Consider the following 23,696-nt stretch of genomic DNA (forward strand, 5'->3'; position numbering starts at 1 on the left):
CCCCCCGAGGCTGGGGAGGTGTGAGGTGCGGTCGGGTGGGACCCAAAGGGGCAGTCGCGAGGACGAAGCCCGCTGCAGCAAGCACCGCAAGGAGCGAGTGTAACGAGCGACTGAGGCGCGCAGCAAAGCGCGCGAGTCGTCGCGACTGGGGCTTTGGAGGTGTTCATCGCCCATCTGCGATCACTCATTTATAAGCGAATGCCAGAGGCCTTCGAAGTGCTCTCGCCGTTCGCGTCGTTCGGCGATCGGTAATCGCGTCGTTCGGCGATCGGTAATCGCGTCGTTCGGCGATCGGTAATCGCGTCGTTCGGCGATCGCCAGTCCGATCGGGGGCAACGCCCGCCACTGTCACGCACGCTTTACCCGTCGCTCCCGAAACGGGCACAACCCAATGACACGCGCGAGCGCCGGCGCACGGCTCCACTTCGGCTTCTGTAACCTCAGCCTCTCGCACGAGCGGCTGTACGGCGCCCTCGGTCTCGGCCTCGCGGAGCCGCGGGTCGTCGTCGACGCGGAGCCGGCCGAACGCGTGACGGTCGAGACGGCCGACGGCGACGCCGCGGCCGACCCGGCCACCCGCGACGACGTCCGCGAGTACGCTCGCGTCGCCGCCGACCTGCTCGGCGTCCCCGGCGCCCGCGTCGCCCTCCGCGAGTCGCTCCCGCGCCACGCGGGGCTCGGGAGCGGGACCCAGCTGGCCGCCGCGACCCTCGCCGCGATCGCGACCGCCCACGGGCGGGAAGTCGAACTCCGCGAGCGCGCCCCGGCGCTTGGCCGCGGCGGGCGCTCCGGCGTCGGCGTCGCGACCTTCGAGGCGGGCGGGTTCGTCCTCGACGCGGGCCACCCGACCGCCCGGTTCACGACCGACCGCCCCGCGGACGGCGAGTGGACCGTGCCGCCGGTGGCCGCCCGCCACGCCGTCCCGGACGACTGGCGCTTCCTGCTCGTGCGCCCCGACGCCGACCCCGGCCGGAACGGCGACGCCGAGGACGACGCGATGCGGACCGCGGTCGAGCGCGCGGAGCCCGGGCTCGCCGACCGGATCGGCGGGATCGTCACGCGGCGGGTGCTCCCCGCGATCGCGACCGGCAACGCCGAGCGGTTCGGCGCCGCGGTCGCTGAGATTGGCCGGCTCAACGGCGCGTGGTACGCCGACGAACAGGGCGGCGTCTACCGACCGCCCGTCGGTGACGTGGTGGCGTCGCTGTCGGCGTCCGCGGCCGTCTTCGGCGCCGGGCAGTCGTCGTGGGGGCCGACCGTGTACGGCGTCACCGACAACGACGACGTCGACGCCGCGGCGGCCGCGGGCGAGCGCGCGCTGGCGGAGGCGGGCGTGGCCGGGTCGGTCGCGGTCGTCCGCGCGGCGGGGGGCGGGGCGCGGGTGACGGAGTAGCGAATCGATCAGTCGCTTCGCGCCTTTCCCGTCGCCAGCGACCCCCGCACGAGCAACAACACTAAGCGGGACGGCGACCCCGTACGGGACATGACGAGCGTTCCGTTCGGCGTCGCCCGCCTCGACTCGATCCTCGGCGGCGGCGCGCCGCCGGGCAACGTCGTGCTGCTCGCCGGCGAGTCCGGGGCCGGCGCGCGCGAGTTCCTGTATACGAGCGCCGCGATGAACGCCCTCGGACACGCCGACGCGGAGCTGTTCGACCTATACTACGGGGAGCTCTCGGCCGACGCCGAGCTCCCCGACGACGTCCACTACCTCTCTTTCACCGCCGACACGGACGCGCTCACGCGCGAGATGGGGTACACGATGGGCGACGAGATCGTCGACGCCGCGATCGACGAGATCGCCTTCCGGGACCTCTCGCCGGAGTACTTCCAGCTGAGCCCGATCCCCCGCGACTGGTACGAAGAGGAGACCGCGTCGATCACCGAGCTCGGGGACCGCGGGGAGTACGAGGACGTGCTCACGGCGTTCGGCGACTACCTCTCGGCGAACGCCGACGGCAGTCTCGTCTGTATCGACTCCGTCACCGACCTCGTCTCGATGGTCGACGAGGACACCGAGTGGAGCGACGTCGCGATGGTGATGAAGGGGCTCAAGAAGGCCGCCTACGAGTGGGGCGGGCTCATCCTCGTGCTGGTGAACACCGACTCGCTCACCGACCGGGAGTTCGGCGCGCTGATGGACGCCGCCGGCGGCACCCTCCAGTTCACCTGGGAGAGCGGCGGCTCCCAGCGCGCCCGGACCATGTTCGTCCGCGAGTTCCGCGGCGTCCTCTCGCGGCTGGAGGCGGAGAACATCGTCCGGTTCGAGACCGAGATCCACGAGGGCGGCTTCGACATCAGCGACGTGCGGAAGATCCGGTGAGGCCCCCGCTGCCAGCGACGGACGACCGCCGAGTATCGATCCAGAGAACGACGCGACAGATTACTTAAGTCTCCCCGCTAAACGGTGCGTAGATGACAGAGGATCCTCGATGAGCGACCTCGATCCGACCGACGGGACGGTCGACGACGCGATCGAGGCCGCCGCCGACGAGGCCGGCGTCGGTCGCGAGGCGCTGCTGAAGCGCGCGGTCGTCGCGCTCGCGGAGGAGGAGGAGATCGACGTGCCGAACGCCGGGGAGGTGGCGGCGATCGAGTCGCGGGTGGACGCCCTCGACGCCGAGCTCGACGAGAAGGTCGCGGACCTCCGGGAGCGCTTCGTCGAGCTCTACCGCGACCTGGAGGCGACGGCGCCGGCCGACCACGCGCACGCCGAGACGGCGGACCGACTGGACGCGCTCGCGACCGACGTCGACGGGATCGCCGAGCGGCTCGGCGAGCTCGAGGCGGACGCCGCGGCGCGGTCGACCGTCGACGAGGCGGTCGAGGGGCGCGTCGACGACCTCGACGACCGGCTGGCCGACGTCGAGGAGCGGCTGGGCGACCTGGCGGAGTCGGAGGCGCGCGCCGACGCGATCGACGCCGAGGACCTCGACGAGCAGCTCGACGACCTCGACGACAAGCTCTCGCGCGTCGCCAGCGCGGTCGTCAGGGTCCGGCGCCGGCTCGAGGCGGCCGAGCGCGATCGCGCCGACCGCGAGCGGCTCGACGCGCTGTCGGCGACCGCGAACCGAAACGGGATCAGGAAAGCCGCCTGCACCGACTGCGGCGAGACCGTCGACGTCGGGCTCCTGACGGCGCCCGAGTGTCCCCACTGCGGCCGGTCTTTCGGCGAACTGGAGCCGAACCCCGGCTTCCTCGGCACCGCCCGGCTCGTCGCCGAGGAGCAGCCCGCGCTCGACGGCGACGTCGACGGCGAGACGGGCGGCGTGAGCACCCGGGACCCCGGAGGCGACCGATGAGCGACGAGGGAGACGGCCCGCGGGGCGAGCCGGACGCCGACGAGGGGAGCGACGCGTTCGACTCCCTCGACGACCTCGCGACCGAGACCGACGACCCCGACGAGGTCGACGACCCCTTCGCCGAACTCGGCGCGGGCGTCGACGCGGAGGGTCCCGACTCCTCTCCCGCAGACTCCGACCCGGCCGACTCCTCTCCCGCAGACTCCGACCCGGCCGACTTCGACCCGGCCGATCCCGACGCGCGGCGCGACGACCCCTTCGACGAGCTCGGCTCCGCCGATTCCGAGACCGACCTCGACGACGCGTTCGAGCGGATGGACGTCGGCGGCGCGGCCGAGGAGGACGTCTGGGAATCCCTCGAGGCGGACGCCGAGGGCATCGACGGGGCCGGTGCGCTCGGCGCTGCGACGTCCGCGTCCGGCGACACCGAGCACGTCGTCTCCAAGCGGACCTACTGTCAGCAGTGCCCGCACTTCACCTCGCCGCCCGAGGCCGCCTGCACCCACGAGGGGACGAGCATCCTCGAGGCGGTCGGCTTCGACGAGTTCCGGGTGCGGAACTGCCCGATGATCTCCGAGGAGGACCCGACGTTCGACGCCGACGAATAACCCGCTGAGAGTTACGCTGCCTCCAAACGATCCCGGCGACGGTTTCTGGACAGATTCAAGCGAATCGGGACTAAACGCCGCAAAAGTGGGTATCGTCGACAGCACGCGACGAGGCGGGATCGAGTTCGGTCCGGGCGCGCTCACCGGGGCGATAGGGGATTCGGTTACTGTCGTCCCCCTCGTCGTCGCGCTGGCGACGAACCTCGGCGTCGCCTTCCTGCTCGGGATCGTCGCGCACCTCGCGTGGGAGCGGGTCGGCGAGAACGATTACGAGTTATAAATGGGGAACGGTTGCGGTGGCCCGCGCCTCCGAGTGGCCGACAGGCCACGAGGAGCGCGTGCGAGGTCGCCGGCGCTACGCGCCGGCTGCCAGAGGGACCGGAGGTCCCTCGCTGGACGCGGTGAGCGCTCGAAGAGCGCGAACCGCGAGGTTGGGGAGGTGTGAGGCTGTGGTCGCTGTGCGGTCGGGGCGGGGACCCAAAGGGGCAGCCGCGAGGACGAACTCCGCCGACGTAAGCACTGCAAGGAGCGAACGGAGTGAGCGACTGAAGCGCGCAACGAGGCGCAGGAGTCCTCGCGGCTGGGGCTTTGGAGGTGGTTAGCGACGATCCGCGGTCGATTATTTATAAGCGAGCGGCTGGGGCTTTGGAGGTGGTTAGCGACGATCCGCAGTCGATTATTTATAAGCGAGCGGCTGGGGCTTTGGAGGTGGTTAGCGACGATCCGCTGTCGATTATTTATAAGCGAGCGGCTGGGGCTTTGGAGGTGTTGACGATGTCGTTGAGGTCAACTACTCGTATACGAACACCATATTCACCTCCGTATCGAGCGCAGTCAGGGAAGCTAAACCGCTCGACATCCTACTCCGAGCAGATATGCAGTTCTGTGACGACTGCGGCTCGATGATGGTCTCTCAGGACGGGGAGATGGTGTGTCAGAACGATGGCTGCGGCGGCACCGCCGAGCGCGACGAGGCGCTCGCCGCCGACTTCGAGTCGACCACGAAACAGACCGATGACGAGGTGATCGAGACGGAGGAGGGCGCGAACTTCGAGGGGAAGCCCACCGCGACCGACGTCGTCTGCGACGAGTGCGGCCACGACGAGGCGTGGTACACGATCAAACAGACCGGCGCCGCCGACGAGCCCCCGACGCGGTTTTTTAAATGTAAGGAGTGCGGGCGCCGCTGGCGCGGCTACAACTGACCGAGTCCGGTCAACACCTCCGGACCGCCTGCCGCCCGGGCGGTACCGGTCGGGCGGGAAGCAACGACCCGCGACATCGACGCCCCGTTTCGAGCGGCGTCGCGTCGCCCGACTGCGACGGCGCTCGGGGTTCGAACCTCCGCGCGCCGGATCGCCCGCCGCTCCGCTCCTCGCTGCACGGGCACAGTGGGATTCGAACCCACGACCGTCGGATTAGAAGTCCGACGCTCTATCCGAGCTGAGCTATGTGCCCTCACCTCGCCTTCTACCGCCCGATATAAAAAACGGCGACGGTTCGCGCCGGCGGACGGCGCCAACAGCAGACCTAAGTCCGGCACGGGACTACTCCGCGCCAATGAACGTCATCGGAACCGTCGGGCTCCCCGGGAGCGGGAAGGGAGAGGCGGCGAACGTGGCCGAGGCGGCCGGGATCCCGGTCGTCGTGATGGGCGACGTGATCCGGGCGGAGTGCCGCCGCCGCGGGCTCGACCCCGCCGAGCACCACGGTCGGATCGCGGGGGCGCTCCGCGAGGAGGAGGGCGACGACGCCATCGCGGCGCGGACCCTCCCGCTGATCCGCGAGGCCGCCGCCGAGAGCGACCGCGACGCCGTCCTCGTCGACGGCCTGCGCTCCACCGTCGAACTGGAGCGCTTCCGCGAGGCGTTCGGCGACGACTTCGCGCTCGTGGCGATCCGGGCGCCCTTCGAGCTCCGCGCCGAGCGCCTCGACGCCCGCGGCCGCGACGACTCCGACTCCGACTTGGAGGCCCTCCGCGAGCGCGACGAGCGCGAGATCGGCCTCGGCCTCGGCGACACCCTCGAGCGCGCGGACGTCGAGGTCGACAACACGGGGACGCTCGCCGAGTTCCGGACCCGCGTTCGAGAGGTGCTCGGCGTCGCCGAGGACGACGGAGACGGCGGGACGGAGTCGACGGCGGCCGCGAACGCCGGAGGTGACGGCGCGTGATCTACAGCATCGACGTGCGGATCGAGGCCCCGGTCCGCGACACGGAGGTCACCGACCGGGTCGCCGACGCGGTGCGGAACGCCTTCCCGGACGCGGAGCCGGTCCACGAGGACGGCCGGCTCGTTGCCGAGGCGCACACCCTCGACGCCTTCTCCGACGTGCTCCACGAGCAGGAGATCCTCGACACGGCCCGCCGGGTGTTCCTGCGGAACAGCGCCGACGACGGGTTCTCGTTCTCCTTGAAAAAGCAGGCCGCGTTCGAGGGCGTCGTCAACTTCGCGGTGGGCGAGCCGGACGAGCTCGGCGAGATCGACGTCGAGGTCCGCGTCCGCGAGCCCGACGTCGAGTCGTTCGTCGACTACGTCGCGCCGGAGACCGACGAGGGCCGGCCGGTCGACCCCGCCCGGGAGTACGGCGACCGGTTCGACCCCGACGAGGACGACTACTGAGCCCCGGGCGGTCGTCCGGCGCGACGCCTCTCGCGGCCGCTCGCCCGTTCAGTCGCTCAGCAGCGTCACGCCCGCGCCGCCGGCGACTCCGCCCGCTGCGCTCGTTCCGCTCTCCCGATCGGGGACCGACGTGTACCTGTCGCCGTTTCGGCCGTGGTAACTGTCTGTTGACTCGAGAACAACGCCGCGAGAGGCGTTTTACCCCGCGATCCCGTACTCGCGGAGCGCGGACCGCAGCGCCGCCCGCTTCACCAGCGCGAAGCCGACGCAGATGATCAGGAAGCCGGCGACCGTGTTGAGGGTGATCCCCTCGCTTAACAATACCCAGCCGGAAACGGCGGCGAATATCGGGGCGACGTACGAGACGAGGTTGATCTCGATGGGGCCGAGCCGGTCGAGCAGGTCGAAGTAGATGAGGAAGCCGAGCCCGCTGGCGACGATCGACAGGTACGCCAGCGCCAGGACTCCCTCAGTCGTCCACGCGACGTCGGCGACCGACTCGCCGAGCACGACGGACACCAGGTGCATCAGCAGCGCGCCGAGGAGCATCGACCACGCCTCCATCGTCTCGATCGGGAGGTCAGCGTCCGACGCTCGGGTGAGCACCGACCCGAGCGCGAACGAGGCCGCCGCCAGCAGCACGAGGAGCTTCGCGACCGTGCCGCCGCCGGTCAGGTTCGCGGGGTCGGGCGCGGCCAGCACGACTGCGCCGACGAGACCGACGAGGAGCCCGATCACGCCGACGACGGTCAGCCGCTCGGAGGGGAGGAAGGCGCGCGCGAAGACGGTCGTCAACACGGGCGAGAGGCTGACGATCACGGCCGCGACCGCGCTCGTCACGGCGGGGTCGCTTTCGCCGACGAAGAGGAGCGCGTGGTAGGTGGTGATGATCAGCGTCCCGCCGACCGCGACGACGGCCCACTCGTCCCGCTCGCGCGGGACCGGGTCGTCGACGGCGTACGCGGCGTACGCGAGCATGACGACGCCGGCGACGTCGAATCGGAACGCCGCGAACAACACCGGCGGAAAGTACGCCAGCCCGGCGTTGATCGCCATGAAGGCGGAGCCCCAGACGGCGGCGAGGATGAGGAACAGCGAGAAGTCTCGTGATCGGCTCACACGCCCCCTCCTCCGGGCGCAGTTCAAAAGGTTCCGGAAGCGGCCGGACGTGCGGGGAGACGGGCGGGCGAAGGGCCGAGCCCGGGCGCCGACCCGCTATCGAACGCGGTACCGGTCGGCGTCGCCGTCGGCGCTGGCCTCGCGGGCGAGCACGCCGACGTCGGCGAGGCGGTTCATCGCGTCGTTGACGGTTCCCTCGCGGGCGCCGACCTCGTCGGCCACGGCCGCCGGCGTCCCGTCCGTCTCGATCACCGCGGCGAGGATCGCGGCGTAGAAGCGGCTGTCGGCCTCGGTGCCGAGCCGCTCGTCGATCTTCGCGAGCGTGTCCTCGACCCGGCCCTGCACCCACCGCTGGGCCAGCGAGAGCTCGCGGTCGAGGTCCTGCAGACGGGAGTACTCCCCCGCGAGGTCGGCGATGTCGTTCGACGCGCCCGACCCGTCGGGCGCCTCGATAGTGAGATGCGGGCATCGCCCGGACATGTCGAGGCTGTTCTTGGCGGGGTAGGCGCTCTTCGCGCCGAACCCGTACGGCGAGACGCTCACCTCCAGCCGGAGACTGCGGGTGATCCGAAAGTACTTCCGGCGCTGGTCGTCGGTCGTCGACTCGATCAGGCCCGCCTCCTCCAGCTTCCGGAGGTGGTCGATGACGGCTTTCGGGCTCACGTCGAGGTACTCCGAGATCTCCGTGACGTAGCAGGGCTTGGTCGCGAGCAGCCGGAGGATGCGCCGCCGGTTCTCGTTGCCGAGGAGATTGAGCAGTACCGCGGAGTCCATTAACGTATAGTTAGCGTCACAAATATAAAAGGCTGGCTTCCAGGGCTCGCGGTGGGCACGGCGAAACCGCGTCCCGTCCCGGGATTCGTCGCTGGGCGCTCGGCGGTCGACGCCCTCCCGTCGACCGGAGCGAAGGGTAGTTACCCCGTCACGGGAAACGAGGGGTATGGAGACGGCACTCATCGTCCTCGACGGCTGGGGACTCGGAAGCGGCGCGGGAGGCGGCGACGGCGGGGACGGCGAGACGGTCGACCCCTCGGGACGACCGGCCGGCCGGGACGCGGTCGCGGTTGCCGACACGCCGACGTTCGACGACGCGACCGAGCGCGGCGCCGACGGCCAGCTCGTCGTCCACGGCCGGCGCGTGGGGCTGCCCGAGGACCAGATGGGCAACTCTGAGGTCGGCCACCTGAACATCGGCGCGGGCCGCGTGGTCAAGCAGGCGTACACCCGGATCACGGACGCGCTCGAGGAGGGGTCGCTCTCGGACAACGACGCCGTCGCGGGCGCGTTAGAACACGCGGAGTCGACCGGCGGCCGCGTCCACTTCATGGGGCTCGTCTCCGACGGCGGCGTCCACTCCGACGTCGAGCATCTGCTCGCGCTGATCGACGCCGCGGCCGACGCCGGGGTGCCGGCGACGAGCCACGCGTTCACCGACGGCCGCGACACGGCCCCGGAGATCGCCGACCGCTTCCTCGCCGAGGTGGAGGCGAAGGCCGACGAGCGCGGGACCGGCCACGTCGCCACGGTGACGGGGCGCTACCACGCGATGGACCGTGACGAGAACTGGGAGCGGACCAGGAAGGCGTACGACGCGATCGCCGAGCGCGAGGCGCCCCACGAGGCCGAGACCGCGGTCGAGGCCGCGACCGAGGCCCACGCCCGCGGCGAGACCGACGAGTTCATCGAGCCGACGCTCGTCGGCGGCGAGCCCGCCCTCGACGACGCCGATGAGCAGAGCTCATCGAGCCATCGAGGTGGGCTCGATGACGGCGACGCGGTGGTCTTCTTCAACTTCCGGGCCGACCGCGCCCGCCAGCTCGTCCGGCTACTCACGGACACCCGGCCCGAGTGGGCGTTCGAGGTCGACCAGCCCGACGTCCGGATGACGACGATGACCGAGTACGACGAGACGTTCGCGTTCCCGGTCGCGTTCCCGCCGGAGGCCCCCGAGAACACGATCGGGGAGGTCGTCGCCGACGCGGAGTTCACCCAGCTCCGGATCGCCGAGTCGGAGAAGTACCCGCACGTCACCTACTTCCTCAACGGCGGCCGCGAGGTGAAGTTCTCCGGCGAGCTCCGCGAGATCGTGGCGAGCCCCGACGTCTCCACGTACGACCAGCGGCCGGAGATGTCGGCCCCCGAGCTCACCGACGAGGCGATCGGCGCCATCGACGGGGCGGACCCCGACCTGATGGTCCTCAACTACGCGAACCCCGACATGGTGGGTCACACCGGCGACTTCGAGGCCGCGGTCGAGGCCGTCGAGGCTGTCGACGCGCAGCTCGGCCGGCTCCTCGACGCCGTCGCCGACGCGGGCGGCCACGCCCTCGTGACGGCCGACCACGGCAACGCGGACGACATGGGCACGCCGGCGGACCCGCACACCGCCCACACGTTCAACCCGGTCCCCTTGGTCTACCTCTCGCCCGACGGCGACGATGGGGGACGGACCGTCCGCGAGAACGGGTCCCTCTGTGACATCGCCCCGACGCTCGTGGACCTGATCGGCCTCGACCGCCCGGCGGAGATGACCGGCGACCCGCTCCTCGAAGAGCGACGGTAAACCCCGGTCGGATTCCCCGCGGTTCCACGGCCATTTAACAACGACACCGTCGTGTGACTTACCATGACAGACGAGACCACACCGGTGATCGCGGCCGCCTACCGGACGCCGCAGGGCAGAGACGGGGGCGTCTACGCCGACGTCCGCAGCGAGGACCTCTCGACGGCGCTCATCGACCACGCGCTCGCGGAGACGGGGCTGACGAGCGACCACGTCGACGACCTGATGTGGGGGGTCGCCCAGCAGCGGACCGAGCAGGACAACAACGTCGCCCGCGTCATCGCCCTGCTCTCGGAGCTCGGCGAGTCGGTGCCGGCGACCTCGATCAACCGCTGGTGCGCCTCCTCGATGCAGGCGATCATCTCGGCGTCGGACGCGATCGCCGCGGGGAACCGCGACTGCGTCGTTGCCGGCGGCGTCGAGAACATGAGCCGCGTCCCCATGGACGGCGACGCTTACCAGCACCTCCACCCCGAGCTCGCGGAGCGGTACAACGTCTCCCAGCTCCAGATGGGGATGACCGCCGAGAAGGTGGCCGAAGAGCACGATGTGAGCCGCGAGGCCCAAGACGAGTACGCGGCCCGCAGCCACCAGCGCGCCGCGGAGGCGACCGACTCCGGCCGGTTCGACGACGAGATCGTCCCGGTCGAGACCGACGACGGGCTCGTGGAGGAAGACGAGGGGATCCGGCCGGACACGACGGCCGAGAAGCTCGCCGGCCTCTCGCCGGCGTTCACGGGCGACGGGACGGTCACCGCTGGGAACTCCTCGCAGATCTCCGACGGCGCGTCGCTGACGGTGGTCACGAGCGAGGCGTTCGCCGAGGACCACGGGCTCGACGTCCTTGCGGAGGTCGGCACCAACAACGTCGCCGGCGTCGACCCCACCGTGATGGGGATCGGCCCGGTGCCCGCGACGCGGGGCCTCCTCGACCGCGCCGGCCGGAGCATCGACGACTACGACCTCGTCGAGCTCAACGAGGCGTTCGCCTCCCAGTGCGAGTACTCGCGGCGCGAGCTCGCCGTCGACGAGGAGAGGTTCAACGTCAACGGCGGCGCCATCGCGCTCGGCCACCCGCTCGGCGCCTCGGGCGCGCGGCTCCCCGTCACCCTGATCCACGAGATGCGGAAGCGCGACGCCGACCGCGGGCTCGCGACCCTCTGTGTCGGCTTCGGGCAGGGCGCCGCGATCGAGTTCTCGCGGTAAGTCGACGCGGCAGCGGTTTTTTCACCGTTCGGAGCCGTAAAACGAGTATGAGCGATCCCGACGCCTCCGACGCGGGAGACGCATCCGACGCGGCGGACGCCGACGAGGGCCCAGTCGTCGTCCTGTTGGACGTGCTGCCGAACGGGCGGCCCGACGACGACCGACCCCAGTCGCGGAAGACCCCGGTCGCGTACGGCCTCGGGGTCGACTCCTTCCGGCTGTACGAGCTCGCGCTCGACGAGGAGGCGGAGGCGTCCGTGAGCGACCGGATCGGGCTCGACGGGCCGGCGGTCGGCCGGTACCACGAGGCGTCGTACGACGAGCTCACCCGGAACGCGGCCGCCGAGGTGGAGTACGCCGTCGAGGCGATCGTCGACGCCGACGAGGAGCGCTTCGTCGACTTCTACAACGAGGCCGGCCCCATAACCCTCCGGCTCCACCAGCTCAACCTCCTCCCGGGGATCGGCGAGCAGCTCCGGAACAACGTCCTCGACGAGCGCAAGCGCGGGCCCTTCGAGAGCTTCGCGGCGGTGTCCGAGCGCGTCTCGGGGCTCCACCGCCCGCGAGAGGTGATCGTCGAGCGGATCGTCGAGGAGATCGGGAAAGACGACCTGAAGTACCGGACGTTCGCGGGGCGCGAAGACTGATCCTCGAAACGGGACTTTTACCCGGAACGCCGGCCTATCGCGGCCATGACCGACATATCGACGGGTGAGGCCGCGGCGTACGGGGACCGCGACCCCGACGCCCTCGCGCGGCGGGCCGGGGAGCGCGCGAACCCCGACCGCGACCAGCACTTCCTCGTCGACGACCGCGTGCTCGACCGGATCCCGGGGTACCTCCCGGACGACGCGGACGCGAGCCACCCGCTGGAGATCGGCGGGGGCGCGGGTGCGCTCACCGACCGGCTGCTGGCGGCGACCGCCGCGGACGGCGACGACCAGAACGTCCCCGGTCGCCTCTCCGTGATCGAGCGCGACGGGACCTTCGCCGACTTCCTCCGCGAGGAGTTCGCGACCGCGGTCGACGACGGCCGCCTGGACGTGATCCAGGGCGACGCGCTCGACGTCGACCTCCCGCCCTTTACCGCCTGCGTCGCGAACCTCCCGTACGGCGTCTCCTCGGAGATCGCCTTCCGGCTGCTCCCCGAGGGGAAGCCGCTCGTGTTGATGTTCCAAGCCGAGTTCGCCGAGCGCATGGTCGCGTCGGCGGGGGAGTCGGAGTACGGCCGGCTCTCGGTCTCCGCCCAGCACTACGCCGCGGTCGAGATCGTCGAGCGCGTCCCGAAGGAGGCGTTCGACCCCCAGCCCGCCGTCGAGAGCGCCGTCGTTCGGTGTACCCCGCGGGACCCGGAGTACGAGGTGGGCGACGAGGCCTTGTTCCTCCGGTTCGTGAAGGCGCTTTTCACCCAGCGCCGCAAGACGGTCCGGAACGCGATCCGGAACACCGGCCACATCTCCGGGCTGGACGACCCGGACGCGGTCGTCGAGGCCGCCGACGAGAAGCTGCTCGGTCGGCGGCCCGGCACGCTGGAGCCGAGCGCGTTCGCCGCGCTGGCCGAGCTGGCCCGCGAGCGCGGCGCGCCGACCGAGGTGTGACCCCGCGGATGGCGCTCGCAGACGTGGCCGTCGCGGTCGCGGCCGGATCGCTCTCTCTTTCCCCCGCTCCGCTCCACGTCGCCACGCTCTCCGCCGCCCCGCTCCCGGAGCTCCTGACCGCCGGCGGGGACGCCGCCGGCCCCGTCGGCGACCTCTACGGAACCCTGACCGAGAACGTCAGGCGCACGATCGCCTCCGTCCTGATCGTCGGGGGCGTGCTCGGCGTGCGGGCGCTCACCTCGTGGGCGAAGCGGCGGGACGGAGAGGTCGCCTCGACGCAGCGCCTGTTGCTCTCGGCGTCCGTCGGCGCCGCCACCGGGATCGGCGCGCTCTCGCTGCTCGTGGTGTGGGACCGAAGCGGGGCCCTCGTCGACGCGTACGAGTCGGCGGCGATCGCCGACCAGCTGTCGAACGTCGTGATCGCGGTGGTGATCCTGGCGAGCGCCTACGCGCTCACCGACTTCCTCGGCGGCGTCATCCGCGAGATATCCGCCGAGAGCACGGTCCTCACCGACCACCAGGAGGAGGTGGTCCGGCGGCTCACGCAGCTGACGGTGTATACCTTCGCGCTGCTCGTGGCCGTCGGGCTGTTCACCGACAACGTCGGCGGCCTCCTCGTCGGCGCGGGATTCCTCGGGATCGTGGTCGGGATGGCGGCCCGCCAGACGCTCGGCGCGGTGTTCGCCGGGTTCGTACTCATGTTCTCCCGGCCGTTCGAGGTCGGCGATTGGGTCCAGGTCGGCGACCACGAAGGGACCGTCACAGAGATATCGATCATGAGCACTCGTCTCCGGTCGTTCGACGGCGAGGTCGTCACGCTCCCGAACGACGACGTGCGCTCGGGCTCGATCGTCGACCGGTCGCGCCGCAGCCGCCTGCGGATCGAGGTCGAGGTCGGCGTCGACTACGCGGCCGATCTCGAGCGCGCGGCCGCGGCCATCGAGGAGGCGGTTGCGGGCGTCGACGACGTCGCCGCGATGCCCGAGCCGGACGTCGTGACGAAGCGGTTCGGCGACTCGGCGGTCGTCCTCGGCGCCCGGTACTGGATCCGGAACCCCAGCATGCGGAAGCGCTGGCGCACCCAGACGGACGCGATGGGCGCGATGAAGTCCGCGCTGGAGGCGGAGGGGATCGTCATCCCGTTCCCGCAGCAGACGCTCTCCGCGCGCGAGGAGGGCGCGTCCGGGCCGCAACTGGATGCGTCGGTCGAGGGCAGGGCAACGACTCGGGACGGGTCTCCGTCGGGCGACGGCGAGGCCTCCGGGACCGAGAGCGACGGCGAGGCCTCCGGGACCGAGAGCGACGGATCGGGGGCGTCCCGATGACCGGAGCCGACACCGCCGCCGACCTCGCCGCGCGCCGCGGCGCCGACGACGCGGTCGTCTACCAGCCCGCCGAGGACTCCGGGCTCCTCGCCGAGGCCGCGGTCGAGGTCGCCCGCGGTCGCGTGCTGGAGGTCGGCACCGGTTCCGGCTGGGTCGCCGCAAAGGTCGCCGCGGAGCGCGACCTCGACGTGGTCGGCAGCGACCTCAACCCGCACGCGGCGCGAGCCGCCCGCGAGCGCGGCGTCGAGGGAGTGGTCGCTGACCTCTGTGCCCCGTTCCGAGAGAACGCGTTCGACGCCGTCTGTTTCAACCCGCCGTACCTCCCGACCGACCCCGACAACGAGTGGGACGACTGGATGGAGCACGCGCTCTCGGGCGGGGAGTCGGGCCGCGAGCTGATCGAACCGTTCCTCGCCGACGTGGGGCGCGTCCTCGCGCCGGGGGGCGTCGTCCTCCTGCTCGTCTCGTCGCTGACGGGGTACGACGAGGTGCTTGCGTTGGTCGACGAGGCGGGCTTCGACCACGAGGCCGTCGTCGAGGAGTCGTTCCCGTTCGAGACGCTCACGGTGCTCGCGCTGCGCCGGGCGTAGGCGGGCGCGGACTCAGTCGGTCGGCTCCGCCGGACCGGCAGTCGGGGTCGCACCGACGCGCCGAACCCTCTCGCCGGTCCCGTCGAACCGCTCCGGATGAATCACGCCCGCTAACGCCTCCAGCGTGTCGACGACGCGGTGGCTGTGACGGTTTAAGTAGGCGGTACCGTCCATCGCGTACACCCGACCGTCGCGCACCGCCGCCACGCCGTCGAGGGGCTCGCGGTCCAGCAGGTCGCCGGCCGCCCGCTCGGCCTCGCCGATGTCGGCGCTACAAGGGCCGACCACGACGACCTCGGGGTCGAAAGCGCGCAGTTCGTCGAGACCGATCGCCCGCGACCGCTCGCCGGCCGCGACGGGCCCGGGCTCCCCGCCGGCGATCCGTATCAGGTCCGGGACCCACAGCCCGGCGTGGCGGAGCGGGTCGGTCCAGTCGAGGACGGCGACGCGGGGGCGGGAGTCGGCCGAGGCGACCGCGTCGGCGACGGCGTCGATCCGAGCGTCGAGACCGTCGCGGAGCGCCGCCGCGGCCGCCGGGCGCCCCACCGCTTCGCCGACGCGCTCGGCGTTCGCGAGGACGTCGTCGAGGTCGTCGGCGTGGACGTCGAGGACGGTTGCGTCGAGGTCGAGCCGTTCGACGGCCCGGCGCGCGAGCCCCGCGTCGAGCGCGCAGACCGCGCAGACGCCCTGGGTGAGGACCGCGTCGGGATCGGCCGCGGCGAGGCGGTCGCCGTCGAGGTAGTAGGTGTCGTCGTGGGCGGCGATCCGGTCGAGCTCTTCGGGGTCGGCGTCGAGGTCGCGGACGAGCCCGGTGAGCGTCGGTCGGTCTTTGACCGCGGGCGGGCGGTCGCACTGGTGGGAGACCGCGGCGGGCGTCGCGCCCAGCGCGGCCGCCAGCTCGGTGGCGGAGGGGAACAGAGAGACGACGGTCATGGGTACCGATCCCCGACCGTCGGCTTAACCGTTCGGCCCCCGCCGAATATATTACTTTTAAGCATAAAACACATTAGCAAATATTATACGACGGCATACCGAACTTCTGGTGATGACCCAACGTGTCGCGGCCACGCCGGGGCTGTACCCGCTCCCGGACTGGGCGAAAGAGACGCTCTCCGACCTCAAGGGGCACCAGAAGGGCGACCTGTTGAGCGGCGACGAGAGCGAGGCGATCGTCGATCAGTACGACGAGGTCCGCGCGGAGTTCGTCGACGACCAGCTGGACGCCGGCCTCGACCGCGTCGTCGAGGGACAGGGCCGCTGGGACGACATGATCGCGCACCCGCTGACGGTACACGACAGCGTCGAGACGGGCGGGATCGTCCGGTACTACGACAACAACAACTTCTACCGCGACCCGCGCGTGGTCGGCGATCTCGACGTCTCCGGCGACGTGGCGCGCGAGCTGGAGGCGGCGACCGAGCTCGTCGACGGCGAGGCCCCCCTCGCCGCGACGCTGCCAGGCCCGTACTCGCTCGCCGACCTCGCGACCGACGAGCACTACGCCGACGAGGCGGAGTTTCAGGCCGCGATCGCCGAGTTCCTCGCGGGCGAGGTCGAGGCGCTCCCGGCCCACGAGACGCTGTTCCTCCTCGAGCCGTCGCTCGTCACCAACCCGCCCGCGGAGGGCGAGGAGTCGACCGCGACGGACGCGATCGCGACCGTCGCCGACGCGACCGACGCCGACGTCGTCGTCCAGACCTCGTACGGCGCGCTCGGCGAGAAGCTGTACGCCCACCTCGTCGACGAGGCGGACGCGGACGCGCTCGGGCTCGACCTCGTCGCCGGCGACCGCGACGACACGGTGTACAACGTCCAGGAGTTCGGCGCCACCGACTCGCTCGCGCTCGGTCTCGTCGACGGGCAGAACACACTCGTCGAGGAGCCGGAGACGCTCGCGGAGCGGGTCGAGTGGTTCGAATCGCAGATCCCCGCCGAGGGGTTCGACCGGACGTACCTGACCCCCAACACGGAGCTGTTCTACCTGCCTGCCAACAAGTACCGCGCGAAGCTGAACGCGCTGGCCGCCGCCACGGAGGTGCTCGACTGATGGTCCGAAACCCCGACGCCAACCGCGACCAGTTCCGCCCCGCCGACCACCCGAACGACGCGTTCCTGTTGACGACTGTCGTCGGCTCGTACCCGAAGCCGAAGTGGCTGAACCGCGTCGACGAGCTCGTCGACGACCCCGACTCGAAGTTCGACGAGGGGGACTTGGAGGAGGCGCACGACGACGCCTGTCGGGCCATCACCCACGAACACGAGCGCGCCGGGCTCGACACGGTCGTCGACGGCGAGATGCGCCGCAACGAGATGGTGGAGTTCTTCGCCGACCGCATCGACGGCTACGAGTTCAACGGCCCCGTGAAGGTGTGGGGCCACAACTACTTCGACAAGCCGTCCGTCGTCGAGGAGGTCACGTACGACGAGCCGTGGCTGGTCGACGAGTTCGAGTTCACGTCCGCGGTGTCCGAGCGCCCCGTCAAGGTCCCGATCACGGGCCCGTACACGCTCGGGTTCTGGGCGTTCAACGAGGCGTACCCTTCCACCGAGGAGCTCGTCTACGAACTCGCGGACCTCGTCAACGAGGAGGTCGAGAAGCTGGTCGAGGCGGGCGCGCGCTACATCCAGATCGACGAGCCCGCGCTGGCGACGACCCCCGAGGACCACGCCATCGTCGGCGAGGCGCTCGAACGGATCGCCGCCGGAATCGACGAGGAGGTTCGGATTGGCCTCCACGTCTGCTACGGCGACTACTCGCGGGTGTACCCCGAGGTCAACGACTATCCGATCGACGAGTTCGACATCGAGCTCTCGAACGGCGATTACGAGCAGATCCCCGTGCTCGAAGAGCCCGAACTCGAACCGGACCTCGCGCTCGGCGTCGTCGACGCGCACACGGCCGAGGTCGAGCCGGTCGAAGAGATCAAGCAGAACATCCGGCAGGGGCTCCGCGTCGTCTCGCCGGAGAAGCTCACCATCTCGCCCGACTGCGGGCTGAAGCTCCTGCCCCGCGAGATCGCGTACGGCAAGACCGAGAACATGGTGACCGCCGTTCGCGAGATCGAGGCCGAGATCGATTCCGGCGAGATCGACGTCGAGAACCCGCTGGACGACTGAGACGGCGACAGCCCGGGGACGCTGCGGTGTCCGGTTTAAATGCGCCGCGGTGTCCGGTTTAAATGCGCCGCGGTGTCCGGTTTAAATGCGCCGCGGTGTCCGGTTTAAATGCGCCGCGGCGCCCGTGCCGGCCGCACGGACTGCGGCGGTACGATGCGGTCGCGGACTCACTACCCGAGAGCTTTCGATTCCATAGTATCTCTGCCCTTCTAACAGCGGTGTCCTAAGGAAAACTGCAATAGATGATTCCGACGATGGTACACACATGCAGCCGACGATACTCCACGGCGTGTTCGAAGCCCTCCGCATCGGTGTCGGGTTCCTCTGGACGGCGGCGTGGGCGATCATCCTGGGACTCACGGTCACGAGTCTCGTCCAGGTCTACGTCTCGAAGGACCGAATGGCGCGGGTGCTGGGCGACGGCGATCTGAACGGCCTCGCGAAGGCGACCGCCTTCGGAGCGGCGAGTAGCGGCTGCAGCTTCGGGGCCGTCGCCATCGGGAAGGGACTATTTAAGAAAGGCGCCCACGCCGTGAATTTCCTCGCGTTCATGTTCGCGTCGACGAACCTCATCGTCGAACTCGGGCTGATGATCCTGATCCTGCTGGGCTGGGAGTTCCTGCTCGCGGAGCTGCTCGGCGGCCTGATTCTCATCGCCGTTATGGCCGTCATCGTCCACCTCACGCTCCCCGAGACCCTCTTCGACGAGGTCCGGGCGACGCTCAACGAGCGCGACCGCGAGTCGGGAGTCACGGAAGACCCCACGTGCGGGATGGAGGGCTCGAAGGAGTATTCGCTCACGACCGACGGCGGGGAGACGCTCGAATTCTGCTCGGAGGGCTGTCTGGAGACGTACCGCCAGGAGACCGCCGGCCGCGGCGGCTGGCGCGACGAGTTGCTGTCGTGGGGCGGCTGGTACAAGGTCGCCAACCAGTACCGCAAGGAGTGGTCGATGATCTGGACGGACATCGTCGCCGGCTTTCTCATCTCCGGGTTCGTCATCGTCTTCGTTCCGCGGTGGGTGTGGAACGCCCTGTTCATCCGAGGCGACGGCCTGCTCGTGACCGCCGAGAACGCGGTTATGGGAGTCACGATCGCCGTTCTCAGCTTCGTCGGCAGCATGGGAAACGTCCCGTTCGCGGTCGCGCTATGGGGCGGCGGCGTCAGCTTCGCCGGAATCATCGCGTTCGTGTACGCCGACCTCATCACGATCCCGGTCCTGAACGTGTACCGGAAGTACTACGGCTGGAAGATTATGCTGTACATCCTCGGCGTCTTCTTCGTGACGATGGCGTTCACCGGCTTCCTCATGGAGGTGCTTTTCGACGCCCTCGGTATCGTGCCCGACCTCGCGGGCGGCGAGACGGCGACCGAGCAGACGTACTTCGAGCTCAACTACACGTTCTACCTCAACCTCGTCGCCTTCGCGCTCTCCGGATTCCTCGTGTACGTCTATCGGCGGGGACTCGGCGCGCCCGGAGAGTATCGCGACCCGGTGTGCGGGATGCGGACCGACGACGACGGCCCGAGTGCGTCCCACGAGGGGACCACGTACTACTTCTGCTCGACAGCGTGTAAGCGAACGTTCGAGGAGGACCCGACGGAGTTCGCCGATCAGCACCCGGCGGTCCGGAGTCAGGGCCACGACCACTGAGGGGAGTACGGGGCCGAACGATCGGTGTCTCGTCTCCCGCTGCCGGAATATTCCGATCTCAACTCACGTTGGAAAGAAGGGGGATACATAACACGCCGCCGCACCCACCGCCGACATGGAGATCGGTCTCACCGTCGGCGACGACATCGACCGACTGGCGGCGTCGCCGGCGCGGTTCGACTTCTGCGAGCTCGGGGTCGGCGAGCCGACGCTCGTGCCGGGCGAGGTCAACCCCGACCGGCTCGACGACGCGCTCGCCGGCCGCGACCTGCTCGTCCACCTCCCGTACGGGCAGCGGCTGGCGACCTACGCCTCAGAGGTGAACGACGCCATCGTCGACTATCAGCGTCGGCTTTTAAAAGCGACCGGAGCCCTCGGCGCCGAGAAGGCGGTCCTCCACGCGACCTCCGCCGACCGTGACGACGTGGATTTCCGGGAGACGGCCGCCGAACAGCTCCGCCGCGTCGCCGACGCCGGCCGCGAGGCGGGCGTCGAGGTCGTCGTCGAGAACGTCGGCCACCAACACGCGGGGCTCCAGCTGTCCGTCCTCGGCGAGATCGCCCGCGAGACCGACACCCCGGTCTGCTTCGACGTGGGCCACGCGTACATGGAGGGCGGGAACAAGGCGATAGCGCGGTTCCTCCGGAGCCACGCCGGTCGCGTCTCGCACCTCCACTGTCACGACGTCCGCCGTCGAGGCGACACGCACCTCCCGATCGGCGCCGGCGAGGTGGACTACGAGGCCGTGGCGGCGGAGCTCGACGGGTTCGACGGCACCGTCGCGCTGGAGGTGTTCACCGACGACGACGCCCTGCTCGTCGACTCCGCGGAGCGCCTCGCCGACGAGCTCGGCGCGGACTTTTAAATGCGGAGGAAGGCCGCAGCGCGCTCCGCGGGAGAATCAGTCCTCGTCGCGGTCGCCGTCATCGTCCCGGCCGGCGGCGTCACCGTCGGCCTCCGTCGCGTCGGCGTCGTCCACACCGTCCTCGTTGTCCGTGTCGGCGGCCTCCGCACCGTCGTCGGCGCCCACCTCGCCGGCGTCTGCCTCGTCGCCGTCCATCTGCCGCTTGATCGACTCCAGTTCGGACTCGACGTCGACTTCGGGGGCCGAGTCGCCTTCGGGGGCCGAGTCGCCTTCGGGCTCGTCGGGACCGTCGTCGGGGTCGGTCACGTCGATCCGGATCCCCCGGTCGCCGACGGGCGGCTCGTCGTCACGACCGCCGCCTCCGTCTCGGCCGGCCGTCGCGCGGCTGTCTGTCCCGCGATCCCGGTCGCTCCCCCGCGCGGCGTCGGCCTCGCGGCGGCCCGCCTCGATGCGCGACTCGATCTCGGCGGTGAGGTCGCGGGCGTCGGCGACGATCGAGCGCGAGGCGGCCTCCTCGGGGAGGTCGGCCTCCGTGAGCGCGGTCCGGAGCTCCGAGAGCGACCGGGCGAGACCGGCGCTCGCGCCGTCGCGGACGTCGGCGAGGCGGTCGGCGGTCGCGCCGGCGTCGTCGGCGACGCTCCGGCCGGGGTCTGCGAGGCGGAGCGTCCCCCGGAGCAGTTCGAGCGACCTGATCGTCGTCTCTAGGAGGGCGATGACCGTCGGGATCGTGTACTGCTCGGTGAACCGAAGGAGCTCGGAGAGGCGGGGCGGCCGCGGCGGTCCGCGCTGGTCCCGCTCGGTTTCCTGGAGGTCGCGCCGGAGCTCGCTCAGGACGTCGTCGAGCTCGTCGAGTCGCTCTTCGAGCTCGTCGTCGCGTCGGTCGTCGCGGGAACTCATACGGCCGCCTACGCGTCGCGCCGATAAAAAGCCCGGCCGACGACCCGCCTCAGTCGAACCGGCCGCGCCGGTACTGCACCGGCCACTCGATATCCGCGTCGAGCTCGTGAGCGGCCTCCAGCGGCCAGTACGGATGTCGCAGCAGCTCCCGGCCGAGCGCGACGAGGTCGGCCCGCCCGTTCCGGACCAGGGCGTCGGCGTGGGTCGGCTCCGTGATCCCGCCGACCGCGGCGACGGGCACGTCGGTCCCCTCGCGGATCGCCTCGGCGTACGGCACCTGGTAGCCCGGTCCGGTGCCCGGGATCCGCTGGTCCGGGTGGATCCCGCCGCCGGAGACGTCGATCAGGTCGGCGCCGGCGTCGGCCAGCAGGGGGGCCAGTCGCACGGAGTCGTCGACGTCCCACGAGTCGCGGTCGGGGAGCCAGTCGGTCGCGGAGACGCGGACGAAGACGGGCTTGCCGTCCGGCCAGACGTCTCGCACGGCCGCGACGACCTCGCGGACGAGCCGGGTGCGGTTCTCGAAGCTCCCGCCGTACTCGTCGTCGCGGTCGTTGGTGACCGGCGAGAGAAACTGGTGGAGGAGGTAGCCGTGGGCCGCGTGGACCTCGGCGATCTCGAAGCCGGCGTCGAGCGAGCGCGCCGCGGCGTCGGCGAACGACTCGATCACGTCGTCAACGTCGTCGCCGTCCATCCGGCGGGTCGCCGCGGGCTCGCCCCCCTCGGCGCCGTCGCCGTCGGGGTACGGCGCGTCGGTCGCCGAGATCGCCTCCCAGCCCTCGGGGTCGTCGGCGGGGATCGGGTCGCCGCCCTCGGCCGGCGGCCGGTGAGAGCCCTTGCGGCCGGCGTGTGCCAGCTGGATCCCGGGTGTCGCGCCCTGCGACCGGACGAACTCGATGATCGGCTCGATCGCCTCGGCGTGCTCCTCGGACCAGATCCCGAGACAGCCCGGGGTGATCCGGTCGCGCTCCTCGACGGCGGTCGCCTCGGTCATCACCGCGCCGGCGCCGCCGACCGCCCGGGAGCCGAGGTGGATCCGGTGCCAGTCGTTCGCGAACCCGTCGTTCGCGGAGTACTGGCACATCGGCGACAGCATCACGCGGTTCCGGAGCTCGGTGTCGCGCAGCGTGAACGGCGTAAAGAGCGAATCCGTCATCGTCGGGACGGTCGGTCGCCGTCGGATAATGCGCTCCGATCCCCCGCACGACTCGCCGCGATCGACCGGTCGCCCGATCGCAGCGCCGGCCGCTGCGGCCCGGTCGCGGCGCGCATGGGTTTAGGCCGACCGAAACCTATAACCTCCCCCACCTCCGACGAGGTGGTAATGAGTACTGGAGACCGGATCGAGCGCGGCGCCGAGGAGCCGGCGGACGCACGGCCGATCGTCGCGGCGAGTCGCTGCTCGCCCGATCGGACCGTCTTCACGGAACAGGGGAACACGGACGGGTGGATCGCGACCGACCTGACGGTCGAGTTGGACCGGTAACGCGGCCCGGCCGACTCTCCCTTTCCGCCGAGCCGAGGCTCCCGGCGAGCCGTCCGATCAGAGAATCCCGGCGATGAAGCCGAGCCCCATAACGACCAGCACGACGGCGGAGAAGACCGGGAGGTACGGGGCGTACCGTTCGACGCGCTCCTCGGAGCGTTCGTAGCCCGCGATCAACAGCAATGTCAGGCCGACGATACCGGCGATGACGGTGAGCGCGTACGCTGTCATCAGCTCGAGGCAGTGGGTCGACCCCGCACAGAGGGCGATGATCTCGAACTCCTCCTCGTGGGCGAACCCGAGCACGAACGCGAACCACGCGATGCCGAGGAGCCCGCGGTCGGCGGCGTCGTCGTCGTGGTCGTCGCCGTGGTCGTGCGAGTGCCCCTGCCCGTGAGAGTGCCCGTGTCCGTGCGTATATTCCCGAATCCCGAGTCCGATGAGCAGAACGCCCGCCACGAGGCTGACGGGCCCCCCGATCTGCAGGTCGCCGAACGCCGTGATCGGCTCGTTGAGCTGCGTGAGTTCGAAGTACCCCTTCGCGTAGAAGAAGCCGCCCACCATCGCGATGCTGCTCACGAGGTGGCCGACGCCGATGATCAGGCTCGCGGCGAGCCCGTACGCCCAGGTGTGCGTCCGGTCGAGAGCGTAGGAGGCCGCGACCGGCCAGCCGTGTCCGGGTTCGACGCCGTGGACGGCGCCGAGCGCGATCGCCCCGAGGAGCAGTCCGGTGGCCTCGCCGTGGAGCACT

At 70.6% G+C, this 23,696-nt stretch carries 25 protein-coding genes and 1 tRNA gene; 19 read left to right on the forward strand and 7 right to left on the reverse strand.

What is annotated here, in order from left to right; translation table 11 throughout:
• The first annotated feature begins 391 nt into the window (after positions 1-391).
• From N5096_RS03285 to N5096_RS03310, 6 genes are all read left to right on the forward strand, one after another.
• Positions 392-1,393: a beta-ribofuranosylaminobenzene 5'-phosphate synthase family protein gene (locus N5096_RS03285; RefSeq protein ID WP_267662907.1), complete on the forward strand. Its 1,002-nt coding sequence runs from the start codon at positions 392-394 to the stop codon at positions 1,391-1,393.
• Between the two features lie 90 nt (positions 1,394-1,483).
• Positions 1,484-2,320 (forward strand): RAD55 family ATPase, encoded by an 837-nt coding sequence (locus tag N5096_RS03290; RefSeq protein ID WP_267662908.1) that lies wholly within the window; start codon positions 1,484-1,486, stop codon positions 2,318-2,320.
• A gap of 109 nt (positions 2,321-2,429) precedes the next feature.
• Positions 2,430-3,299: a hypothetical protein gene (locus N5096_RS03295; RefSeq protein ID WP_267662909.1), complete on the forward strand. Its 870-nt coding sequence runs from the start codon at positions 2,430-2,432 to the stop codon at positions 3,297-3,299.
• Positions 3,296-3,907 (forward strand): DUF8135 domain-containing protein, encoded by a 612-nt coding sequence (locus N5096_RS03300; RefSeq protein WP_267662910.1) that lies wholly within the window; start codon positions 3,296-3,298, stop codon positions 3,905-3,907. The genes N5096_RS03295 and N5096_RS03300 overlap by 4 nt, the downstream gene beginning before the upstream one ends.
• Positions 3,908-3,992: 85 nt before the next feature.
• Positions 3,993-4,187, forward strand: coding sequence for a hypothetical protein (locus N5096_RS16470; RefSeq protein ID WP_303654885.1), 195 nt, complete (start codon positions 3,993-3,995; stop codon positions 4,185-4,187).
• A 595-nt stretch (positions 4,188-4,782) separates the two neighbouring features.
• Positions 4,783-5,112: a transcription factor S gene (locus N5096_RS03310; RefSeq protein WP_267662911.1), complete on the forward strand. Its 330-nt coding sequence runs from the start codon at positions 4,783-4,785 to the stop codon at positions 5,110-5,112.
• 178 nt (positions 5,113-5,290) lie between these two features.
• On the opposite strand, the gene N5096_RS03315 is transcribed toward N5096_RS03310, so the two are convergent.
• A tRNA-Arg gene (locus tag N5096_RS03315) sits at positions 5,291-5,365 on the reverse strand.
• 102 nt (positions 5,366-5,467) lie between these two features.
• Between N5096_RS03315 and N5096_RS03320 the strand changes: the two genes are divergently transcribed.
• Together N5096_RS03320 and N5096_RS03325 are read left to right on the forward strand one after the other, a co-directional pair.
• A complete protein-coding gene (locus N5096_RS03320; RefSeq protein ID WP_267662912.1) occupies positions 5,468-6,079 on the forward strand; it encodes an AAA family ATPase in 612 nt (203 codons plus the stop codon).
• Entirely contained in the window at positions 6,076-6,528 is a 453-nt protein-coding gene (locus tag N5096_RS03325) for an RNA-binding domain-containing protein (RefSeq protein ID WP_267662913.1), read from the forward strand. Before N5096_RS03320 ends, N5096_RS03325 begins: the two co-directional genes overlap by 4 nt.
• Positions 6,529-6,726: 198 nt before the next feature.
• Here N5096_RS03325 and N5096_RS03330 read toward each other — a convergent pair whose 3' ends face one another.
• Together N5096_RS03330 and N5096_RS03335 are read right to left on the reverse strand one after the other, a co-directional pair.
• Complete coding sequence (locus tag N5096_RS03330; protein ID WP_267662914.1) at positions 6,727-7,647, reverse strand: DMT family transporter; 921 nt, start codon at positions 7,645-7,647, stop codon at positions 6,727-6,729.
• Between the two features lie 96 nt (positions 7,648-7,743).
• Entirely contained in the window at positions 7,744-8,421 is a 678-nt protein-coding gene (locus N5096_RS03335; RefSeq protein ID WP_267662915.1) for an ArsR/SmtB family transcription factor, read from the reverse strand.
• 166 nt (positions 8,422-8,587) lie between these two features.
• Between N5096_RS03335 and gpmI the strand changes: the two genes are divergently transcribed.
• The 6 genes from gpmI to N5096_RS03365 all read left to right on the forward strand — a co-directional run bounded on the left by gpmI (position 8,588) and on the right by N5096_RS03365 (position 14,929).
• Positions 8,588-10,210 carry a 2,3-bisphosphoglycerate-independent phosphoglycerate mutase gene (gene gpmI / locus N5096_RS03340; protein ID WP_267662916.1) on the forward strand — a complete coding sequence of 541 codons (1,623 nt, stop codon included), beginning with the start codon at positions 8,588-8,590 and terminating at the stop codon, positions 10,208-10,210.
• Positions 10,211-10,273: 63 nt separating this feature from the next.
• The gene (locus tag N5096_RS03345) at positions 10,274-11,416 is read left to right on the forward strand and encodes a thiolase family protein (RefSeq protein WP_267662917.1); all 1,143 of its coding nucleotides are present in this window, start codon (positions 10,274-10,276) and stop codon (positions 11,414-11,416) included.
• Between the two features lie 47 nt (positions 11,417-11,463).
• Positions 11,464-12,063 (forward strand): DUF655 domain-containing protein, encoded by a 600-nt coding sequence (locus N5096_RS03350; RefSeq protein WP_267662918.1) that lies wholly within the window; start codon positions 11,464-11,466, stop codon positions 12,061-12,063.
• 45 nt (positions 12,064-12,108) lie between these two features.
• A complete protein-coding gene (locus N5096_RS03355; RefSeq protein WP_267662919.1) occupies positions 12,109-13,014 on the forward strand; it encodes a 16S ribosomal RNA methyltransferase A in 906 nt (301 codons plus the stop codon).
• 8 nt (positions 13,015-13,022) lie between these two features.
• Positions 13,023-14,339 carry a mechanosensitive ion channel family protein gene (locus N5096_RS03360; RefSeq protein WP_267662920.1) on the forward strand — a complete coding sequence of 439 codons (1,317 nt, stop codon included), beginning with the start codon at positions 13,023-13,025 and terminating at the stop codon, positions 14,337-14,339.
• Positions 14,336-14,929, forward strand: coding sequence for a HemK2/MTQ2 family protein methyltransferase (locus N5096_RS03365; RefSeq protein ID WP_267662921.1), 594 nt, complete (start codon positions 14,336-14,338; stop codon positions 14,927-14,929). Before N5096_RS03360 ends, N5096_RS03365 begins: the two co-directional genes overlap by 4 nt.
• Before the next feature lie 12 nt (positions 14,930-14,941).
• Here N5096_RS03365 and N5096_RS03370 read toward each other — a convergent pair whose 3' ends face one another.
• Positions 14,942-15,862 (reverse strand): ABC transporter substrate-binding protein, encoded by a 921-nt coding sequence (locus N5096_RS03370; protein WP_267662922.1) that lies wholly within the window; start codon positions 15,860-15,862, stop codon positions 14,942-14,944.
• 112 nt (positions 15,863-15,974) lie between these two features.
• Between N5096_RS03370 and N5096_RS03375 the strand changes: the two genes are divergently transcribed.
• The 4 genes from N5096_RS03375 to N5096_RS03390 all read left to right on the forward strand — a co-directional run bounded on the left by N5096_RS03375 (position 15,975) and on the right by N5096_RS03390 (position 20,565).
• Positions 15,975-16,976: a 5-methyltetrahydropteroyltriglutamate--homocysteine methyltransferase gene (locus N5096_RS03375; RefSeq protein WP_267662923.1), complete on the forward strand. Its 1,002-nt coding sequence runs from the start codon at positions 15,975-15,977 to the stop codon at positions 16,974-16,976.
• On the forward strand, positions 16,976-18,046 hold the full coding sequence (locus N5096_RS03380; protein ID WP_267662924.1) for a methionine synthase: 1,071 nt from the start codon (positions 16,976-16,978) through the stop codon (positions 18,044-18,046). The genes N5096_RS03375 and N5096_RS03380 overlap by 1 nt, the downstream gene beginning before the upstream one ends.
• A gap of 265 nt (positions 18,047-18,311) precedes the next feature.
• Positions 18,312-19,700, forward strand: coding sequence for a permease (locus N5096_RS03385; protein WP_267662925.1), 1,389 nt, complete (start codon positions 18,312-18,314; stop codon positions 19,698-19,700).
• A gap of 115 nt (positions 19,701-19,815) precedes the next feature.
• Positions 19,816-20,565, forward strand: coding sequence for a sugar phosphate isomerase/epimerase family protein (locus N5096_RS03390; protein WP_267662926.1), 750 nt, complete (start codon positions 19,816-19,818; stop codon positions 20,563-20,565).
• A gap of 36 nt (positions 20,566-20,601) precedes the next feature.
• Here the strand turns inward: N5096_RS03390 and N5096_RS03395 are convergent, their stop codons facing one another.
• Both N5096_RS03395 and N5096_RS03400 read right to left on the reverse strand, forming a co-directional pair.
• Complete coding sequence (locus N5096_RS03395; RefSeq protein WP_267662927.1) at positions 20,602-21,462, reverse strand: DUF7547 family protein; 861 nt, start codon at positions 21,460-21,462, stop codon at positions 20,602-20,604.
• Positions 21,463-21,511: 49 nt separating this feature from the next.
• A complete protein-coding gene (locus N5096_RS03400; RefSeq protein ID WP_267662928.1) occupies positions 21,512-22,615 on the reverse strand; it encodes an NADH:flavin oxidoreductase/NADH oxidase in 1,104 nt (367 codons plus the stop codon).
• 168 nt (positions 22,616-22,783) lie between these two features.
• On the opposite strand from N5096_RS03400, the gene N5096_RS03405 reads away from it, so the two are divergent.
• Positions 22,784-22,945 (forward strand): hypothetical protein, encoded by a 162-nt coding sequence (locus tag N5096_RS03405; RefSeq protein WP_267662929.1) that lies wholly within the window; start codon positions 22,784-22,786, stop codon positions 22,943-22,945.
• Positions 22,946-23,002: 57 nt separating this feature from the next.
• Here N5096_RS03405 and N5096_RS03410 read toward each other — a convergent pair whose 3' ends face one another.
• Positions 23,003-23,695 (reverse strand): hypothetical protein, encoded by a 693-nt coding sequence (locus N5096_RS03410; protein ID WP_267662930.1) that lies wholly within the window; start codon positions 23,693-23,695, stop codon positions 23,003-23,005.
• Between the last annotated feature and the right edge of the window lies 1 nt (position 23,696).

The sequence above is a fragment of the Halorubrum yunnanense genome (assembly GCF_026586675.1).
GTDB classification, from domain to species: domain Archaea; phylum Halobacteriota; class Halobacteria; order Halobacteriales; family Haloferacaceae; genus Halorubrum; species Halorubrum yunnanense.

Bases quoted from the DNA above. Each gene is read 5' to 3' on its own strand.
- N5096_RS03285 (WP_267662907.1), top strand. From the start codon at position 392: ATGACACGCGCGAGCGCCGGCGCACGGCTCCACTTCGGCTTCTGTAAC.
- N5096_RS03290 (WP_267662908.1), top strand. From the start codon at position 1,484: ATGACGAGCGTTCCGTTCGGCGTCGCCCGCCTCGACTCGATCCTCGGC.
- N5096_RS03295 (WP_267662909.1), top strand. From the start codon at position 2,430: ATGAGCGACCTCGATCCGACCGACGGGACGGTCGACGACGCGATCGAG.
- N5096_RS03300 (WP_267662910.1), top strand. From the start codon at position 3,296: ATGAGCGACGAGGGAGACGGCCCGCGGGGCGAGCCGGACGCCGACGAG.
- N5096_RS03310 (WP_267662911.1), top strand. From the start codon at position 4,783: ATGCAGTTCTGTGACGACTGCGGCTCGATGATGGTCTCTCAGGACGGG.
- N5096_RS03320 (WP_267662912.1), top strand. From the start codon at position 5,468: ATGAACGTCATCGGAACCGTCGGGCTCCCCGGGAGCGGGAAGGGAGAG.
- N5096_RS03335 (WP_267662915.1), bottom strand. From the start codon at position 8,421: ATGGACTCCGCGGTACTGCTCAATCTCCTCGGCAACGAGAACCGGCGG.
- gpmI (WP_267662916.1), top strand. From the start codon at position 8,588: ATGGAGACGGCACTCATCGTCCTCGACGGCTGGGGACTCGGAAGCGGC.
- N5096_RS03345 (WP_267662917.1), top strand. From the start codon at position 10,274: ATGACAGACGAGACCACACCGGTGATCGCGGCCGCCTACCGGACGCCG.
- N5096_RS03350 (WP_267662918.1), top strand. From the start codon at position 11,464: ATGAGCGATCCCGACGCCTCCGACGCGGGAGACGCATCCGACGCGGCG.
- N5096_RS03355 (WP_267662919.1), top strand. From the start codon at position 12,109: ATGACCGACATATCGACGGGTGAGGCCGCGGCGTACGGGGACCGCGAC.
- N5096_RS03360 (WP_267662920.1), top strand. From the start codon at position 13,023: ATGGCGCTCGCAGACGTGGCCGTCGCGGTCGCGGCCGGATCGCTCTCT.
- N5096_RS03365 (WP_267662921.1), top strand. From the start codon at position 14,336: ATGACCGGAGCCGACACCGCCGCCGACCTCGCCGCGCGCCGCGGCGCC.
- N5096_RS03370 (WP_267662922.1), bottom strand. From the start codon at position 15,862: ATGACCGTCGTCTCTCTGTTCCCCTCCGCCACCGAGCTGGCGGCCGCG.
- N5096_RS03375 (WP_267662923.1), top strand. From the start codon at position 15,975: ATGACCCAACGTGTCGCGGCCACGCCGGGGCTGTACCCGCTCCCGGAC.
- N5096_RS03380 (WP_267662924.1), top strand. From the start codon at position 16,976: ATGGTCCGAAACCCCGACGCCAACCGCGACCAGTTCCGCCCCGCCGAC.
- N5096_RS03385 (WP_267662925.1), top strand. From the start codon at position 18,312: ATGCAGCCGACGATACTCCACGGCGTGTTCGAAGCCCTCCGCATCGGT.
- N5096_RS03390 (WP_267662926.1), top strand. From the start codon at position 19,816: ATGGAGATCGGTCTCACCGTCGGCGACGACATCGACCGACTGGCGGCG.
- N5096_RS03395 (WP_267662927.1), bottom strand. From the start codon at position 21,462: ATGAGTTCCCGCGACGACCGACGCGACGACGAGCTCGAAGAGCGACTC.
- N5096_RS03400 (WP_267662928.1), bottom strand. From the start codon at position 22,615: ATGACGGATTCGCTCTTTACGCCGTTCACGCTGCGCGACACCGAGCTC.
- N5096_RS03405 (WP_267662929.1), top strand. From the start codon at position 22,784: ATGAGTACTGGAGACCGGATCGAGCGCGGCGCCGAGGAGCCGGCGGAC.